The 14,293-nt window shown below is 30.3% G+C and carries 18 protein-coding genes; 11 read left to right on the top strand and 7 right to left on the bottom strand.

Features of this window, described 5'->3' with window-relative positions; all coding sequences use genetic code 11:
* The first annotated feature begins 32 nt into the window (after positions 1 to 32).
* From Q0X98_RS06720 to Q0X98_RS06710, 3 genes are all read left to right on the top strand, one after another.
* The gene (locus tag Q0X98_RS06720) at positions 33 to 1,256 is read left to right on the top strand and encodes an aminomethyl transferase family protein (RefSeq protein WP_297682332.1); all 1,224 of its coding nucleotides are present in this window, start codon (positions 33 to 35) and stop codon (positions 1,254 to 1,256) included.
* A 2-nt stretch (positions 1,257 to 1,258) separates the two neighbouring features.
* On the top strand, positions 1,259 to 1,393 hold the full coding sequence (locus Q0X98_RS06715) for a hypothetical protein (protein WP_297682331.1): 135 nt from the start codon (positions 1,259 to 1,261) through the stop codon (positions 1,391 to 1,393).
* A gap of 269 nt (positions 1,394 to 1,662) precedes the next feature.
* Complete coding sequence (locus tag Q0X98_RS06710; RefSeq protein WP_297682329.1) at positions 1,663 to 1,992, top strand: hypothetical protein; 330 nt, start codon at positions 1,663 to 1,665, stop codon at positions 1,990 to 1,992.
* Positions 1,993 to 2,621: 629 nt separating this feature from the next.
* Here the strand turns inward: Q0X98_RS06710 and Q0X98_RS06705 are convergent.
* The 4 genes from Q0X98_RS06705 to Q0X98_RS06690 all read right to left on the bottom strand — a co-directional run bounded on the left by Q0X98_RS06705 (position 2,622) and on the right by Q0X98_RS06690 (position 5,507).
* Positions 2,622 to 2,870, bottom strand: coding sequence for a DUF3726 domain-containing protein (locus Q0X98_RS06705; RefSeq protein WP_297682327.1), 249 nt, complete (start codon positions 2,868 to 2,870; stop codon positions 2,622 to 2,624).
* A 156-nt stretch (positions 2,871 to 3,026) separates the two neighbouring features.
* A complete protein-coding gene (locus tag Q0X98_RS06700; RefSeq protein WP_297682325.1) occupies positions 3,027 to 3,263 on the bottom strand; it encodes a hypothetical protein in 237 nt (78 codons plus the stop codon).
* A gap of 64 nt (positions 3,264 to 3,327) precedes the next feature.
* Positions 3,328 to 4,539, bottom strand: a complete 1,212-nt coding sequence (locus Q0X98_RS06695) for a hypothetical protein (protein WP_297682323.1) — start codon at positions 4,537 to 4,539, stop codon at positions 3,328 to 3,330.
* A 2-nt stretch (positions 4,540 to 4,541) separates the two neighbouring features.
* Positions 4,542 to 5,507: a membrane dipeptidase gene (locus Q0X98_RS06690; RefSeq protein ID WP_297682321.1), complete on the bottom strand. Its 966-nt coding sequence runs from the start codon at positions 5,505 to 5,507 to the stop codon at positions 4,542 to 4,544.
* A gap of 94 nt (positions 5,508 to 5,601) precedes the next feature.
* On the opposite strand from Q0X98_RS06690, the gene purE reads away from it, so the two are divergent.
* From purE to Q0X98_RS06650, 8 genes are all read left to right on the top strand, one after another.
* Positions 5,602 to 6,093, top strand: coding sequence for a 5-(carboxyamino)imidazole ribonucleotide mutase (purE, locus tag Q0X98_RS06685; RefSeq protein WP_297682319.1), 492 nt, complete (start codon positions 5,602 to 5,604; stop codon positions 6,091 to 6,093).
* A gap of 1 nt (position 6,094) precedes the next feature.
* A complete protein-coding gene (locus tag Q0X98_RS06680; RefSeq protein WP_297682318.1) occupies positions 6,095 to 7,141 on the top strand; it encodes a 5-(carboxyamino)imidazole ribonucleotide synthase in 1,047 nt (348 codons plus the stop codon).
* Positions 7,142 to 7,600, top strand: coding sequence for a GNAT family N-acetyltransferase (locus Q0X98_RS06675; protein ID WP_297682316.1), 459 nt, complete (start codon positions 7,142 to 7,144; stop codon positions 7,598 to 7,600).
* Between the two features lie 111 nt (positions 7,601 to 7,711).
* A complete protein-coding gene (locus tag Q0X98_RS06670; protein WP_008545539.1) occupies positions 7,712 to 7,918 on the top strand; it encodes a cold-shock protein in 207 nt (68 codons plus the stop codon).
* Positions 7,919 to 8,054: 136 nt separating this feature from the next.
* Positions 8,055 to 8,402 (top strand): cupin domain-containing protein, encoded by a 348-nt coding sequence (locus tag Q0X98_RS06665; RefSeq protein ID WP_028037213.1) that lies wholly within the window; start codon positions 8,055 to 8,057, stop codon positions 8,400 to 8,402.
* A gap of 21 nt (positions 8,403 to 8,423) precedes the next feature.
* Positions 8,424 to 9,170, top strand: coding sequence for an amino acid racemase (locus Q0X98_RS06660; protein WP_297682301.1), 747 nt, complete (start codon positions 8,424 to 8,426; stop codon positions 9,168 to 9,170).
* 3 nt (positions 9,171 to 9,173) lie between these two features.
* Positions 9,174 to 9,614 (top strand): hypothetical protein, encoded by a 441-nt coding sequence (locus Q0X98_RS06655; protein ID WP_297682299.1) that lies wholly within the window; start codon positions 9,174 to 9,176, stop codon positions 9,612 to 9,614.
* 26 nt (positions 9,615 to 9,640) lie between these two features.
* Positions 9,641 to 10,489 (top strand): DMT family transporter, encoded by an 849-nt coding sequence (locus Q0X98_RS06650; protein WP_297682297.1) that lies wholly within the window; start codon positions 9,641 to 9,643, stop codon positions 10,487 to 10,489.
* 6 nt (positions 10,490 to 10,495) lie between these two features.
* Here the strand turns inward: Q0X98_RS06650 and Q0X98_RS06645 are convergent, their stop codons facing one another.
* From Q0X98_RS06645 to Q0X98_RS06635, 3 genes are all read right to left on the bottom strand, one after another.
* Positions 10,496 to 11,083, bottom strand: coding sequence for a sarcosine oxidase subunit gamma family protein (locus Q0X98_RS06645; RefSeq protein ID WP_297682295.1), 588 nt, complete (start codon positions 11,081 to 11,083; stop codon positions 10,496 to 10,498).
* Positions 11,080 to 14,076: a sarcosine oxidase subunit alpha family protein gene (locus tag Q0X98_RS06640; RefSeq protein ID WP_297682293.1), complete on the bottom strand. Its 2,997-nt coding sequence runs from the start codon at positions 14,074 to 14,076 to the stop codon at positions 11,080 to 11,082. The genes Q0X98_RS06645 and Q0X98_RS06640 overlap by 4 nt, the downstream gene beginning before the upstream one ends.
* The coding region (locus Q0X98_RS06635; protein ID WP_297682291.1) for a sarcosine oxidase subunit delta at positions 14,076 to 14,293 on the bottom strand (218 nt) is incomplete at its 5' end. The genes Q0X98_RS06640 and Q0X98_RS06635, both read right to left, overlap by 1 nt.

Here is a 14,293-nt window from a genome sequence, read left to right as displayed (position 1 = left end):
GGAAACAAACAAGTGGTTGAAGGAGAATAGTTATGTCTAATGAATTTGACTATACTAAACTAAAACATGTTACTTCAGTTGATCAATCAGATCGTGCAGTACCATACAATTTAAGACAAAGTGGGCCAACTAAAGTTGAAATGCTTATCTCAACAAGGGTAAGAAAATCACCTTATTGGCATTTATCAATGCAGGCAGGTTGCTGGAGAGCAACTGTTTACAATCGTATTTATCACCCAAGAGGATATGTAAAACCAGAAGATGGTGGAGCAATGGTTGAGTACGATGCAATTGTAAATCACGTTACTATGTGGAACGTTGCTGTTGAAAGACAAATCAGAGTTAAGGGTCCGGATGCAGAAAAATTTACTGACTATGTAATAACTAGAGATGCAACAAAAATTTCTCCTATGAGAGCAAGATATGTAATCTTGTGTAATGCATATGGTGGAGTTTTAAATGATCCAATTCTTCTTAGAATTTCTGAAGATGAATTTTGGTTCTCATTATCAGACTCTGATATTGGTATGTACCTTCAAGGGGTAAATGCTGATGGAAGATTTGACTGTACGATTGAAGAAATTGATGTCAGTCCTGTGCAAATACAAGGACCTAAATCAAAAGCTTTAATGAAAGATCTTTGTGGAGATCAAGTTGATTTCGACAATATGCCTTTCTACGGTTTAGCAGAAGTTAAAGTGGGTGGAAGAAGTTGTGTCATTTCACAATCTGGTTTCTCAGGAGAAGCTGGATATGAAATATACTTAAGAGACTCTACTTTATATGCTGAGGATATGTGGAATGCTGTTCTTGAAGCAGGTAAAAAACATAGCCTTATGGTTATTGCTCCTGCTCACCACAGAAGAATTCAAGCTGGAATTCTTTCATGGGGTCAAGATATGGATCAACAACACAATCCTTTTCAGTGTAACTTAGGTTACCAAGTTTCATTATCTGGAAAAGGTGAATGGGCTAAAAAAGGAGACTATGTGGGTAAAGCCGCATTAGAAAAAATGGGCGCTGAACTTAAAGATGGTAAAAAACCTTACAAGCTTCAATTAGTTGGACTTGAGTTAGGTGGAAAACCAATTGAAGAGTACGCTCCTGATTTTTGGCTAGTATCACCTGAGAGTGGTGGAGATCCAGTAGGATTTATCACTTCTCCTTGGTATCACCCAGAGAAAAAACAAAACATTGCAATGGGATATGTGCCATTTGATGGAACATTAAACTGCAAATGGCTTTCCAAAAGGTAAAGTTGGAACTAAATATAAAGTTCATCTTACCTGAAAAATACTCAGACACACCAGGAACACCTGTTGATGCAGTAGTAGTGGATATTCCATTCAAAGAGTCTTTCAACGCTAACACTAGAGAAGTTGTAAAAGGCTAAATTTATTATTATGGGGGAGCAAAAATTAAAGCTCCCCCATTTTTTCAATGACTAAAGGTTTTTTAATCGTAATTTGCATTATCATTGCGATTGCTTTAATAATATTTCCACTAATAGTTTCGTATAAAGCGCAAAAAAATAAAAAGAATAAAAATTAATGTTTGGTGAATTTTTAAGTATAGTATTTAAATCAATTAAATTAGATAAGTCTCTTTACTACAGATAATAAAAACTTTGGTGAAGCCTCAGTTTATTTTGCTGGACTTATAATGATCTTAGATGGAATTGCAGGTGCTGTAGCTGCAAACACAGTAATTAAAACTGCAGTTGCAATGTCTGGATTAACATCAATTTTAACTTGGTTAGTATGGGCAATCTTTATCTATGTAATTGGTGTTAAACTTTTTCCAGATAAAAATACAAAAGTTCCTTTTAAAAAAGTGTTAACTGCAGTTGGCTTTGCTCATGCACCAGGTTTACTTAGATTTTTTGCAGTAACACCAAATATGATGATACCAATAATTTTTCTTACTCAATTTTGGATTTTTGCAGGATTAATTATCTCCACGAAACAAGTATTAGGTTTAAATCTAATATGAAATCTTTTGGAATTGTATTTTTATCATTCCTAATAATTGCATTTTTATCTATTTCTTTTGTAATGAGTAGAATGAATATGCTGCCTGTTAATCAGATTAGCTAAATTGGAAAAATAGTTTTAGAAACTCTACACGACGAGCACAATTTATAACTAGTTAAAATTAAATTTTGAGAAACACTCTCATCCTCTTTTTTACATTCATCACAAATATTATTTAATTCTCTAATTAATTTCTTCTTCGTATTTATCTTCTAAATTATCAGTCATTATCTGTAAGTCCTGCACCAGCTGCGCCTTGTTTTAAACTGTCACTTTCCTCCACAAAAGTATCTTCTGCTAATTTGTAAAGACTATTCCACTCTGACTCACTGTAAGATTATCTCATTTTATCAATGAACTTAATCTCAATTTCGTTTGCAAACTTAGGAATCTCTTGGTTCAAAAAATTTGAAGAAATATTTACATTCAAATTAAGTAAAATTTCATTTTGATCAAATATTAGCATGTATTTTTTTTCCACTAATTTCTGAAGCTCTACTTAAAAAAGATAAAAAAATAACAGGATATGCAATTTTTTTGAACTTTATTGTTTTAAAACTTTCTAGTGATTTAATTTGATCTAAAAAACTAATACCAAGTATAATTGGACAATAAGCATCTAGATGAAGTCTCATTTTTTTCACTGATTAAATTTAAATCTTCAAATTCTTTTGTGGCTTTATCTTTATAATATTGATTTAAATTTTTAATTCCTTGAAAACCAAATAACTCTAGTTGGCGAATAGATTTTCCAACTTCTTCAGAATTACCCCAAGAAAAACCAACTGCTCTACTTGCTCTTTTGACTGCAGTTTCAATTTCACTTAAAGATCTCATTATTAATTATACAGATTTATAAACCCATTGCTCATCATAATTTTTTAATTCAGTGTGGCAACGGAGCACCTTGAAACATGCAAATTCTTAACCATTTATCTGATCTTGGGTCAAACTTTAATGCTCCAAAAAAAGATAATTTAAGTCTCAAGCATATCAATAGGAACAATATCTTTTACCAATTGTATTGTCTTGAATTTCAGAATATGGAAATTTTTCTACTATAAAAGCTCGTCTGACAACATGTCTAAATTCAGAATTAGAAGATAAAAATTGAGCAATAGTTAAGTTTTCTTTTTCAGATAAAAGTTTTACATAAAGTTTTTTTATATCTCTTGCAATCGCAAGTGGTTGCTCAAGTTCAGATCCATGTTCTTCAAACCTATCAGCCAATCTAGGTTCTTCTTTATTTTTAGATATAAACCAAAAATTTTGAAAATTTTCCTTTTGGTCAAAATCAATTTTCTAAAATATTTGGATATCTTGCTATAATAATATCTTTTAATTCATTCGTTGTTCGGTTGGTTGGAATATTAAAATACTTATCTTCATCAGAGCTCATATTAGCAACTAAAGGCTCCGTTATATCATTATAAGGCTCCATCATTATGGAAACTATATATTCTATACATTCTTCACAAGTATTTTGTTCTAACCACAAATATATCTCATTAAAAGGATACTCAATTTTAAAATTAAAATCATTTTCAATATAGTTAATAAATTTCTCAACATCTTTTAAAAGTGATTTAATTTTTATTTGCTGATACTCACTATCAGTATTCCAAGTAGTAATATTTATTATAGATTTTTTTACACAGTCTATGAAAAGTTCACTCTCTTCTTTTTTAACTGTTTTAATTTCTCTAATTTTTTTTAAGGCTGTTTCTCTGCTTAAAATCCAATTATTTAGTAGTGTTGGATGATTGACTATAAAGGGAGCCATACCAAGACCAGTAGAGTTTCCAATCCCTAAGTTTTTACAAATTTGCCCTTCTAATTTAACAGCTTTTTCTGGGTTTTTATGATGAGCTACATGATTAACCTGATCAAAAGTAAATTGTCTTACTAGATAAACCAACATCATTTCCAATCTAAAAGGACCATTAATTTCCTCTCTATTTTTAATTCTAAATCTATCAGCCAATCCAAATTTTCCAGATCCATATACTGCTGTTGTCCTATATAAATATCCAACTTTAGATAACAAATCTAAGTCTGGCTGATTACCTTCACTTAAACTGTCTACTACATGATTGAAAACTCTTACAGATTTATTGGCTCTTGATAAAGTTAACTCCTTAAATGAAAGTCTACCCACTTCCTGTTTGGGAACTTGATTTTTTAATCTATCAATGTCTTCAGAACTTGGAATACCATCATGCAATGTAAATGCTGCGTCCCATTTAGTTGCTATAACTCTATCCGATCTTTCTTCATCTTTAATTTCGTTAGCAAAACAAACTAATGAATAAACTCTATTCTTTTTCTTAAATGAGTAGACCGCTTCTCCATATCCATTTTGATCAAGATTAAATAAATCTCTTTTATAATCCCAGTCTTTGAATTCTCTTAAAAAACTTCTTAAAAATGATAATTTTGACTGATGGAATGAACCCAATCTTGACAATTTCATTATTGTGTTTGGATCTCTTAACTCAACTTTCATAACTAGATCAATTTATAAAAGTTATACCAGTTGTTTCCTAGTATTCCATGTGTCTCACTATCTGAAAAACCTACTTTTTTTAAACCAATTTCAATATTTTTAAATCCTCTAGCATCCTCAAACCATTCAGGTTGCTTTGGAAAACCAGGTTTATTTTTTGAACCTTCTCCATAATTTTTACTTTTAGACCAAGTACCATTTCTCATCCATTCAACAACAGTGTCAGGCTGATCCAAGCAAAGATCTGAACCTATGCCAATATTCTTTAAATCCATAATTTCAGCAGTTTTAGCAACCATTTCACAAAAACTTTCAATTGTACAATTAGTGTTTTCTTTTAAATGATGGGGATATAAAGACAGCCCCAACATACCACCACTTTCACTTAGTATTTTTAAAAGATCACTAGATTTATTTCTTTTCGCTGCATGCCAAAATGCAGGATTTGCGTGAGTGATTGCTATTGGCTTTTCACTTATTTCAATTGCATCAAATGTACTTTTTTCTGCTGAATGGGACATGTCAACAACTACACCCACTCTGTTCATTTCTTTGATTGCTTCACGTCCAAAGTTTGTAACTCCACTATCAATCTTTTCATAACAGCCTGTAGCGAGCAAGGATTGGTTGTTATAAGTAAGTTGCATAAATCTACACCCCAAGTCGTGAACTTTTTCAACTAAATTGATATCATCTTCAATTGGTGAGCAATTTTGAAAACCAAAAAAAATTGCTGTCTTATTTTCACGATTTGCTTTTTCAATATCTTTGTAATCTTTACCAAGGAATATTAAATCAGAGTTTTCAGAAAAAAGAATTTCCCATTTTTTAACTTCTTCTAAAAGTTCATGATAGTCCTCATGATAAACAATTGTTACATGAACTGCATCAAGTCCAGCAGATCTATTATATTCAAAAATTTTTCTAGACCAATTACAGTATTGCAGATTATCAATTTTAAAATTCATATTATGAGTAACTTTAATCAAAATGATTTTTAAATACTATTAATTTTATTGAAATTTTAAGCTAATTTTGAAATAAGACTTTTATTAGTTTTTCATGAAAAAAAATAAATCACTAAAAGTTTCAATAGTAATGGGAAGTCAATCTGACTATAAAACTATGCAACTTACTGAAAAAACTCTAAAAAAAATTGGAGTTTCTTTTGAGACAAAGATTATATCTGCCCACCGAACTCCTAAGAGAATGTATGAGTTTGCATCCACTGCTGAACAAAATAATATTGGTGTAATTATTGCTGGTGCTGGAGGATCTGCCCACTTACCTGGAATGATTGCTGCTCTGACTCCCCTTCCTGTTTTAGGTATACCAATTGAAAGTAAAAAACTTAAAGGGTTAGATAGCTTACTATCTATTGCTCAAATGCCTAAAGGAATTCCTGTAGGAACACTAGCTATAGGTGAAGATGGTGCAATTAATGCTGCTTTATTAGCCGCTGCAATTATTGCAAATACAAATCCAACTGTAAAAAAAAATTTAAACAATTTGAGAATACAACAAACAAAAGCTGTTAAAAAAAAACCAAAATAAAATGACAGATATTACTCTTGGTATTATTGGGGGTGGTCAGCTTGGTAGCATGCTTGCAATTTCAGCCAAGAAATTAAATATTAAAACTATAATTTATTGCGATGACTCAGATGCACCAGCACAAAACTTTTGTGATAAATTTATTTCAGGTAACTATAATGATAAAGAAAAAATCATTGAATTTGTAAATTTAGTTAATTGTGTAACTTTTGAATTTGAAAATATTCCTTTTGAAACATTAAATGAAATAAACAAATTAAAACCTGTTTTACCAAAACCTTCTGTTAATAGAATTATCCAACATAGATTGGCAGAAAAAGACTTTGTAAATAATTTAAATATTAGAACTACAAGGTATGCTTCAGTAGAAAGTGAATCTGAAATAGACTCTCTGGAAGATCTTTTGCCTGGTATTTTAAAAACAACTACTCTTGGTTATGATGGCAAAGGTCAATATCCCATAAATTCAATCGAAGAATTAAGTTCACTGAATATTGATTTTTCACAAGGATATATTTTAGAAAAATTAGTTAAATTAAAGAAAGAAATTTCAATAATTATTACAAGATTTAATAATCAAAAATATGAAATTTATGAACCGATAGAAAACAATCATGAAAATCAAATATTAAAATTTTCAAAAATTCCTGCGGAAATAGATAAAAAAATTTATGATCAATCTAAAGATTGGGCAATGTCTATTGCTGAGGAACTAAAATATGTTGGAACTCTATGTGTTGAGTTCTTTATTGATAGAAATGACAATTTATATGTTAACGAAATTGCTCCAAGAGTTCATAATTCAGGTCATCTTACAATAAATGCTTATAACGTTAGTCAATTTGAAAATCATGTTAGGGCAGTTTGTGGTTTAGAACAAATACCGTTAAAAAAATTATCTAATGCGACAATGGTTAATTTAATTGGAGATCAAATATCTGAGTATAGAAAAGTTGCTAAATTTAAAGAAAATGAGTTTTTTTTTGACTATTTAAAAAAAGAGATTAAAGAAAAAAGAAAAATGGGTCATTTCACAACTTTAATTTAAATGCTAAAATCTGTAGAGGGTAATTTTGATAATCCTGAGGTTAATGAGCTTCTCACAAAGCATTTCATTGAGTTGAGAGCTGCCTCTCCTGAAGGAAGTGCTCATGTCCTAGATATTCCTGGATTAAAAGTTCCATCAATAAAATTTTGGAGTTTATGGCAGGATAGCATGTTAATGGGCTGTGGTGCTTTAAAATTTCTAGAACAAGATCATGGGGAATTCAAATCGATTAGGATTCATGACAATTTTAGAAGAAAGGGTAATGGTATTAACGTGATAAATCATTTAATCAATGAAGCAAAAAAATTGAATATTAAAAAGTTAAGTATAGAGACTGGTGCAGGTGAATTCTTCAAACCTGCCAGAAAGTTATTTAAACAGTGTGGTTTTCAAACATGCGATCCTTTTGCTCACTATAAAGAGGATGTGAATTCTGTTTATCTTACAAAATCTACATAAAACAATTTTATCTAATCAATTTAGTTGACAAAACCTCAATAAATCTAAACAAAGCCAGAATTACTTAATTATAAGTAATAAATTAATATAACGAAAAGTAAGAAGATAAATATGAGTCTACAAGGAAAAGTAAAATGGTTCAATCCAACTAAAGGTTTTGGTTTTATTGAAAGAGAAGACAAAGAAAAAGATGTGTTTGTACATGTTTCAGCTGTAAGAGATGCTGGTATGAACGGTTTAGATGAGGGTCAAGCTTTGACTTTCGATGTTGAAGATGGTCCTAAAGGTCCTTCAGCAGTTAACTTAAAAACTGCATAATATTCACACTTCACTATTGGCTGAGATAGCAAAAATTTAAATCTACTGATTTATATTTTAAATTTCAGCCAATACCAAAAACAATCTTTAAACACAATTTTCAATTATCAATTTTAATAGTACAGTAGGTATTATTATGAGTGAAAGATTTGTTAAAAATATAGATAATCTAAAATTTGAACCATTTGACAATTATGGTGAGCCAGTAAAAGGAATGAGTTGGCACAAAGTAAGTTATGATAAAAAAAATGGAGGATTCGGTACGTATATATTAAAAATGGATCCTGGTGCAAAAAGCCTACCACATATACATCAAGGATTTGAAGAATTTTATGTAATTAAAGGTGAACTAGAAGATGTAGATGGAAAAGTTTTTAAAAAAGGTGATTTTATAACTTTTGAACCTGGAACTACTCATAACTCTCATACTAAAAGTGGTTGCCTACTTATTGTATTTATGAGAGGAATAAATAAACCAATCTAATATAAGTTATTCAAAAAAAATATGATCGGAATTTTAGGTGGAATGGGAACTCAAGCAGGTTTAGATTTTTGTAATAAACTTGCAATCTTAAACAGAGGAAAAATTGATCAAGAGTACCCCTTATTCATTCTTTATAACAAATCAAACATACCTGGTAGACCAGAGTCTATTGGAGTACAAACTAAAAATTTATCAAATAAATCTTCAAATAACAAAAGTAAAAAGAAATATAACAATGTTTTAAAAAGTTTACTTCATGGATGTAAATTGCTTGAAAAAAATAAATGTAAATTTATTGTTATACCATGTAACACTGCTCATTATTGGTTTGATGATTTGCAAAAAAAAATCAATATTCCAATTGTAAATATGCCAAAGGAAGTTTTTAAATTTACAAAAAAAAATTGTAAGAAAAATTCAAAAGTAGGTTTGTTGGCTACTGAAGGAACACTTAAAACAGGTGTATACGATAAAATTTTTAATAAAGATTATAATTTAATACAACCCTCTCAAAACCTTCAAAAAAAATCAGTAAATAAAGCCATAAAATTTGTTAAAATGGGTAATGTTAAAGCTGCCGCAAAAGCAATTAAACCTGCAATTAATGAATTAATTAAAATGAAATGTAAAAAAATAATATTAGGCTGCACAGAGCTTCCAATTGCAATTTTTGCTTTTAAATCATTTAGTAATGTAAAGTCCTCTAAAATCTTTTTAGATCCAAATTTAATTCTTGCTAATTCAGCTATGTCTAAACACAAAAGATAATTCATGTCCCAAGATAAAGATAAGCCTTATGTTCTAAGAGTTGCAGAGTTAATTTATTCAAAAGTTGATAAGATAAAAAAAGAAAACTCTGAAATGACTAATATACAAGCATTTGAAGTTTTTATGACAACAAAAGACTATGACCTGATAAGTTCAGGAGAATTTCACAATCAATGGTTTTTAGAATTAAAAAATAATAATTTTATAGACAATATTACTGGCAAAAAGATTAATGAAGAAACTATGCGACTTTTAGAGTTGCAAAAAGACTCTATGATTAAGTTTTTGATGAAAATTCCTAAATTATACTACGCAAAAACTCATTTTCCTCTTGAGATCTCTCAAAGAGCTTTTGATCATCTTTGGAGAGTTTGTGAAAGTTATGAAATGTGGTGCAATGAAACAAAACAAAAAAAATTAATTACCTTAAATATCTTAGATTAATTTGATAATATTTATTCTCTATTAAAATGGTTAAAATATTTCCATTCATATTTATATTATTATGGTCTTCAGCGTTCATTACTACTAAGCCGATCATTGATAATAGCGATCCATTTGCGGCATTGGCTTTTAGATTTTCGATAGTGGCGATTGGTTTTTTCTTGTTTTCTATATATTCAAAACAAAAAATTTTGATTGATAAAAAAAACTTTATTGAGTCTTTTCTTAGTGGGGTTCTCTTTCATGGATTTTATTTAGGGGGAGTTTTTTACTCAATTTCAAAAGGAATGCCCACCGGAATAGCTGCTCTAATTGTTACACTCCAGCCGATACTAACAAATGCTTTAAGTGGCCCAATTTTAAATGAAAAAGTATCAATGAAACAATGGATTGGTGTTTTGCTTGGTTTTATAGGAGCGACCTTAGTTTTGGGTCTTGATATTGGATCAGATATTCCAATTGTTGGTTTGGTTGCAACTATAATAGCATTAGTTGCAATAACTTCCTCTACAATCTGGCAAAAAAAAATTAGTAATAATTTACCTTTATCAGTTAGTAACATGTATCAAGCTATAGGTGGTTTTAGCTTTCATCTATTGATTGTAATTTTATTTACAAAACCATATATAGAATTTTCACAAACATTTATTATTGCAATGAGCCACCAGATTTTTTTAGTTTCATTTGGTGCTTTTACAATATTGATGTATTTAATTAAAAATAACTCAGCAAGCAAAACTGTCTCTATATTTTTTTTAATTCCAGCTACATCTGCTTTTATGGCTTGGCTTTTTTTAAATGAAAGTTTGACTAATTTAGACCTTTTTGGTTTTTTAATAACCACAATTGGTGTTTATATTGCAACAAGAGATTAAAAGTATTTACAGAGACTTAAAACCAAACTCTAAAGATGCATCTGTAACAGAATGATACAAAGATTCGCCAAAACTTCTTAGGGCAAATAATCTCACTTTATCAGGATTGTCGTCTAACAAATCAACTGTAAACGTTATTCCATTATAAGTAGAATTTATTGAATTATTTTTTTCTAAAGTATTAAAATTAAAAGGACATCCCTTTTTTAAAACTTCTTTTACATCTTGTCCTTCTATTTCAATTATAGCTTTTGAATGAGATAAATCAGTTACAGCAAAATCTGTTTCATTTAAATTTTGTGATATATTTTTAAGTAAATCTTTTTTTGTTGAAACCAAAAGCCAATTTTGTGGCCCATTCCATAAAATTCTTGTGTCTTTATTATTTATTACACTTAGTGGTTTATCTTTTAATTTTAAACCATCAATATCAATGTTTTCAAATGAGACTTTAGAATTTTTATACTTAACTATTTGTACTATTAATAAATTCTTTATTTCAGATATTCTTAAAAGATTATTTTCATCTTTGCCCTCATGATCTCCAAATTGACCTGTTGAATGAACATTTGCTAAGGCTGATACTAAACTCACGATCTAACCCTTTCACCTTTAGGATCAACGTAGTGTGACGAAACAATCTCAACTGGAATTACTTTATTTTTTAGTGGAGACATTACAAATAACTTTTCACCAATCATATTTTTTCCGTCTTTTAAAATTGCTAAAGAAAATGGATTATCATGCTCAACGCTCCAACAAGAAGCTGAAATATAACCTAATTTTGGATTTGGAAGAGGTGCATTAGAGTCTTTAACTAAATGTGACCCTTCTGGTATACTTGTTTTTTTGTCTAAAGGAACAACTCCAACAACTTTTTGTCTATCTTCAGCAATAAATGCTTCTCTTGTTAAAGATCTTTTTCCAATAAAATCTTTCTTTTGACTTAATAATCCTTCTAGGGAATTATCATAAGGTATTGTTCTTCCATCAAGCTCGGAACCTGCTACGTGACCCATTTCAATTCTAAGTGTTGATAATGCTTCTGTTCCATAAGGCTGGATTTTAAATTCTTGACCAACTTCCATAATTTTTTCCCACATAAAAATTCCATTGTCAGACTCAACATTAATTTCATAGGCAAGTTCACCAGAAAATGAAATTCTAAAAATTCTAGCCTTAACACCAAACAAATCTTCTTCAATGTAACCCATAAAAGGCAATCCTTCATTCGACACATCTGAATTTGGAAATAGTTTTTTTAATAAATCTCTAGACTTAGGTCCAGCAATTGCAGCTCCTGCCCATTGTTCTGTAGTTGATACAACATTTACATTTAACTCTGGCCACACTAATTGTAGATAATACTCTAAATGCGAAAGAACATTTGCAGCTTGTGCTGTCGTGGTTGTCATATGATAATGGTTTTCCGAAATTCTTGTCGTTGTTCCATCATCCATGACAATTCCATCTTCTCTTAACATCACACCGTATCTTGCTTTGCCGACTGGCAGCTTTAACCATGCATTTGTATAAACTCTATTTAAAAGCTCTGCTGCATCAGGTCCTTTAATATCTATTTTACCTAATGTAGTTACATCACAAACTCCTACATTTGTTCTCACATTTTTCGCTTCTCTTTTTGATCCTTCAAATAAATTTTCATCACCTTGTTTGTAATATCTTGGTCTTAACCACACACCCGCATCAACAAATACTGCTTTATTTTTTTCATGCCATGAATGCATTGGTGATTTTCTTGTTGGTTTTGAATGTTTTCCAACCTCTCTTCCTACAATTGCACCTATAGATACTGGTGTGTATGGAGGTCTAAAAGTAGTGTGACCAACATTTGGTACTACTTTGTTTTCAATATTCGATACTAATTGTAAACCGTTTAAGTTACTTGTTTTACCTTGATCAGTTGCCATTCCTAGTGTTGTGTATCTTTTAACATGCTCAATTGATCGATACCCCTCTTTAAGTGCTATCTCGATATCAGAGACTGCTACATCATTTTGAAAATCTAAAAATCTTTTATAATTTTTTCCTTCAGGTAATGGCACACACCAAAACTTATCATGTGTTGTTGATTTTTTTTCAACAATATTTGGAAGAGAAACCTTATTATCATTTTTAGTAATTTTTTTTGATAACTCATGGGCAGTTTCAAAAGAACTTTTTAAAGTCTCTTCTAAAGTATAAGATCCGTTTGCAGCACCTAAAGTTGTTTCATTTTGTTTTGATACACCTGGAACAAATGCATCAATATCTTCATTAAATTTTGTTTTATTTCCTGATTGTGAAGCTAAATGGATTGTTGGCGTCCAAAATCCTGAAACACATATGCAATCACATACAATATTTTCTAACGTACCAAGTTGTTCTTTATCATCTGAAATTTTTGCAATATCTGCTGATTTTACTTTTTTATAACCTTGAGCTGCTACTACTACATAAGAAAACTTAATATTTATTCCTAAGTTTTTTGCTTCATCAACTATTTCAGATTGAGGATCTTTTCTTGTATCTAAAATAATTGGGTCAACACCATTTTTTTTAAATTCAATTGCAGTTTCATATCCACTATCATTATTAGTAAATATTAAAGGTTTTCTTCCAACTAATACTCCATAAACTTTTAGGTATTCTTTTGCTGCTGATGAAAGCATAACACCTGGTGTATCATTGTTTCCAAAAACGATAGGTCTTTCAATTGATCCTGAAGAAATTAAAACTTCTTTTGCTCTAATATACCAAAGTCTTTGTTTTGGATGATATTGTTTTGTTTTTGGTAAGTGATCACTAATTCTTTCAGACATCACCAACATATTATGATCATAGTATCCAAACACTTGAGATCTATTTTTAATAATCACATTTGGCATTTCTTTAAGTTCTGAAATTATTCCATCAGCCCATTCTTTGCCTGACTGGTTTCCAATATTGACATCGCTAGTTAACAATGTTCCTCCATGTCTAGCTTTGTCTTCAGCTAAAATAACTCGAGCTCCATTTTTTGCTGCAGCATACGCACTTGCTAAACCTGATGGTCCTGAACCTGCAATTAATAAATCACAATATTCATATTTATGTTCGTATCTTTCCTTATCATGTTTGATTGATGCAACACCAAGTCCTGCTGCTTTTCTAATAAAAGGTTCGTAAACTTTATACCAAAAACTTTTTGGCCACATAAAAGTTTTGTAATAAAACCCAGCAGGTAAAAATATTTTTAAAAAATTATTTATTGCTCCAATATCAAAGTTTACACTTGGCCAGCAGTTTACACTTGTTGCTTCTAAACCCTCAAAAAGTTCTTGTTCTGTAGCTTTAATATTTGGCTCCGTTTCACCATTTCTATATAATTGAACAATTGCATAAGGCTCATCCACTCCTGCTCCAAAAAACCCTCTTGGTCTATGATATTTGAAACTTCTACCAATTAAATGAACGCCGTTAGCTATTAAAGCTGAAGCAAGAGTATCCCCTTCATATCCGTAATAAATTTTACCATTAAACTTAAATGATAATTTCTTATCTCTATCTATTAGACCAACATCAGGTAAACGATAACTTTGATTCATTACGAATTATCCTCATTAGCTTTTAATGTTCTAAATATTTCATGAGTTGCAGTATCTCTTTCAACTTTTATCCACTGTCTACAGCCTGATAAATGCTGCCATAACTCTAAATGTTTTCCTCTTAAACTTTTTCTATTGTAGACAAAATTATCCCAATCTTGATCTGTTACCTCTTTATTAAGCTCAGGTCTTTTAACAGTTGCATCACCTCCATAAG

The sequence above is a fragment of the uncultured Candidatus Pelagibacter sp. genome (assembly GCF_943788075.1).
In the GTDB taxonomy this organism is placed as follows: Bacteria; Pseudomonadota; Alphaproteobacteria; order Pelagibacterales; family Pelagibacteraceae; genus Pelagibacter.
This window is presented reverse-complemented; position numbering and strand designations above follow the sequence as displayed.

Coding starts and splice junctions, on each gene's coding strand:
- Q0X98_RS06720 (WP_297682332.1), top strand. CDS start 33: ATGTCTAATGAATTTGACTATACTAAACTAAAACATGTTACTTCAGTT.
- Q0X98_RS06710 (WP_297682329.1), top strand. CDS start 1,663: ATGATCTTAGATGGAATTGCAGGTGCTGTAGCTGCAAACACAGTAATT.
- Q0X98_RS06705 (WP_297682327.1), bottom strand. CDS start 2,870: ATGAGATCTTTAAGTGAAATTGAAACTGCAGTCAAAAGAGCAAGTAGA.
- Q0X98_RS06695 (WP_297682323.1), bottom strand. CDS start 4,539: ATGAAAGTTGAGTTAAGAGATCCAAACACAATAATGAAATTGTCAAGA.
- Q0X98_RS06690 (WP_297682321.1), bottom strand. CDS start 5,507: ATGAATTTTAAAATTGATAATCTGCAATACTGTAATTGGTCTAGAAAA.
- purE (WP_297682319.1), top strand. CDS start 5,602: ATGAAAAAAAATAAATCACTAAAAGTTTCAATAGTAATGGGAAGTCAA.
- Q0X98_RS06680 (WP_297682318.1), top strand. CDS start 6,095: ATGACAGATATTACTCTTGGTATTATTGGGGGTGGTCAGCTTGGTAGC.
- Q0X98_RS06675 (WP_297682316.1), top strand. CDS start 7,142: ATGCTAAAATCTGTAGAGGGTAATTTTGATAATCCTGAGGTTAATGAG.
- Q0X98_RS06670 (WP_008545539.1), top strand. CDS start 7,712: ATGAGTCTACAAGGAAAAGTAAAATGGTTCAATCCAACTAAAGGTTTT.
- Q0X98_RS06665 (WP_028037213.1), top strand. CDS start 8,055: ATGAGTGAAAGATTTGTTAAAAATATAGATAATCTAAAATTTGAACCA.
- Q0X98_RS06660 (WP_297682301.1), top strand. CDS start 8,424: ATGATCGGAATTTTAGGTGGAATGGGAACTCAAGCAGGTTTAGATTTT.
- Q0X98_RS06655 (WP_297682299.1), top strand. CDS start 9,174: ATGTCCCAAGATAAAGATAAGCCTTATGTTCTAAGAGTTGCAGAGTTA.
- Q0X98_RS06650 (WP_297682297.1), top strand. CDS start 9,641: ATGGTTAAAATATTTCCATTCATATTTATATTATTATGGTCTTCAGCG.
- Q0X98_RS06640 (WP_297682293.1), bottom strand. CDS start 14,076: ATGAATCAAAGTTATCGTTTACCTGATGTTGGTCTAATAGATAGAGAT.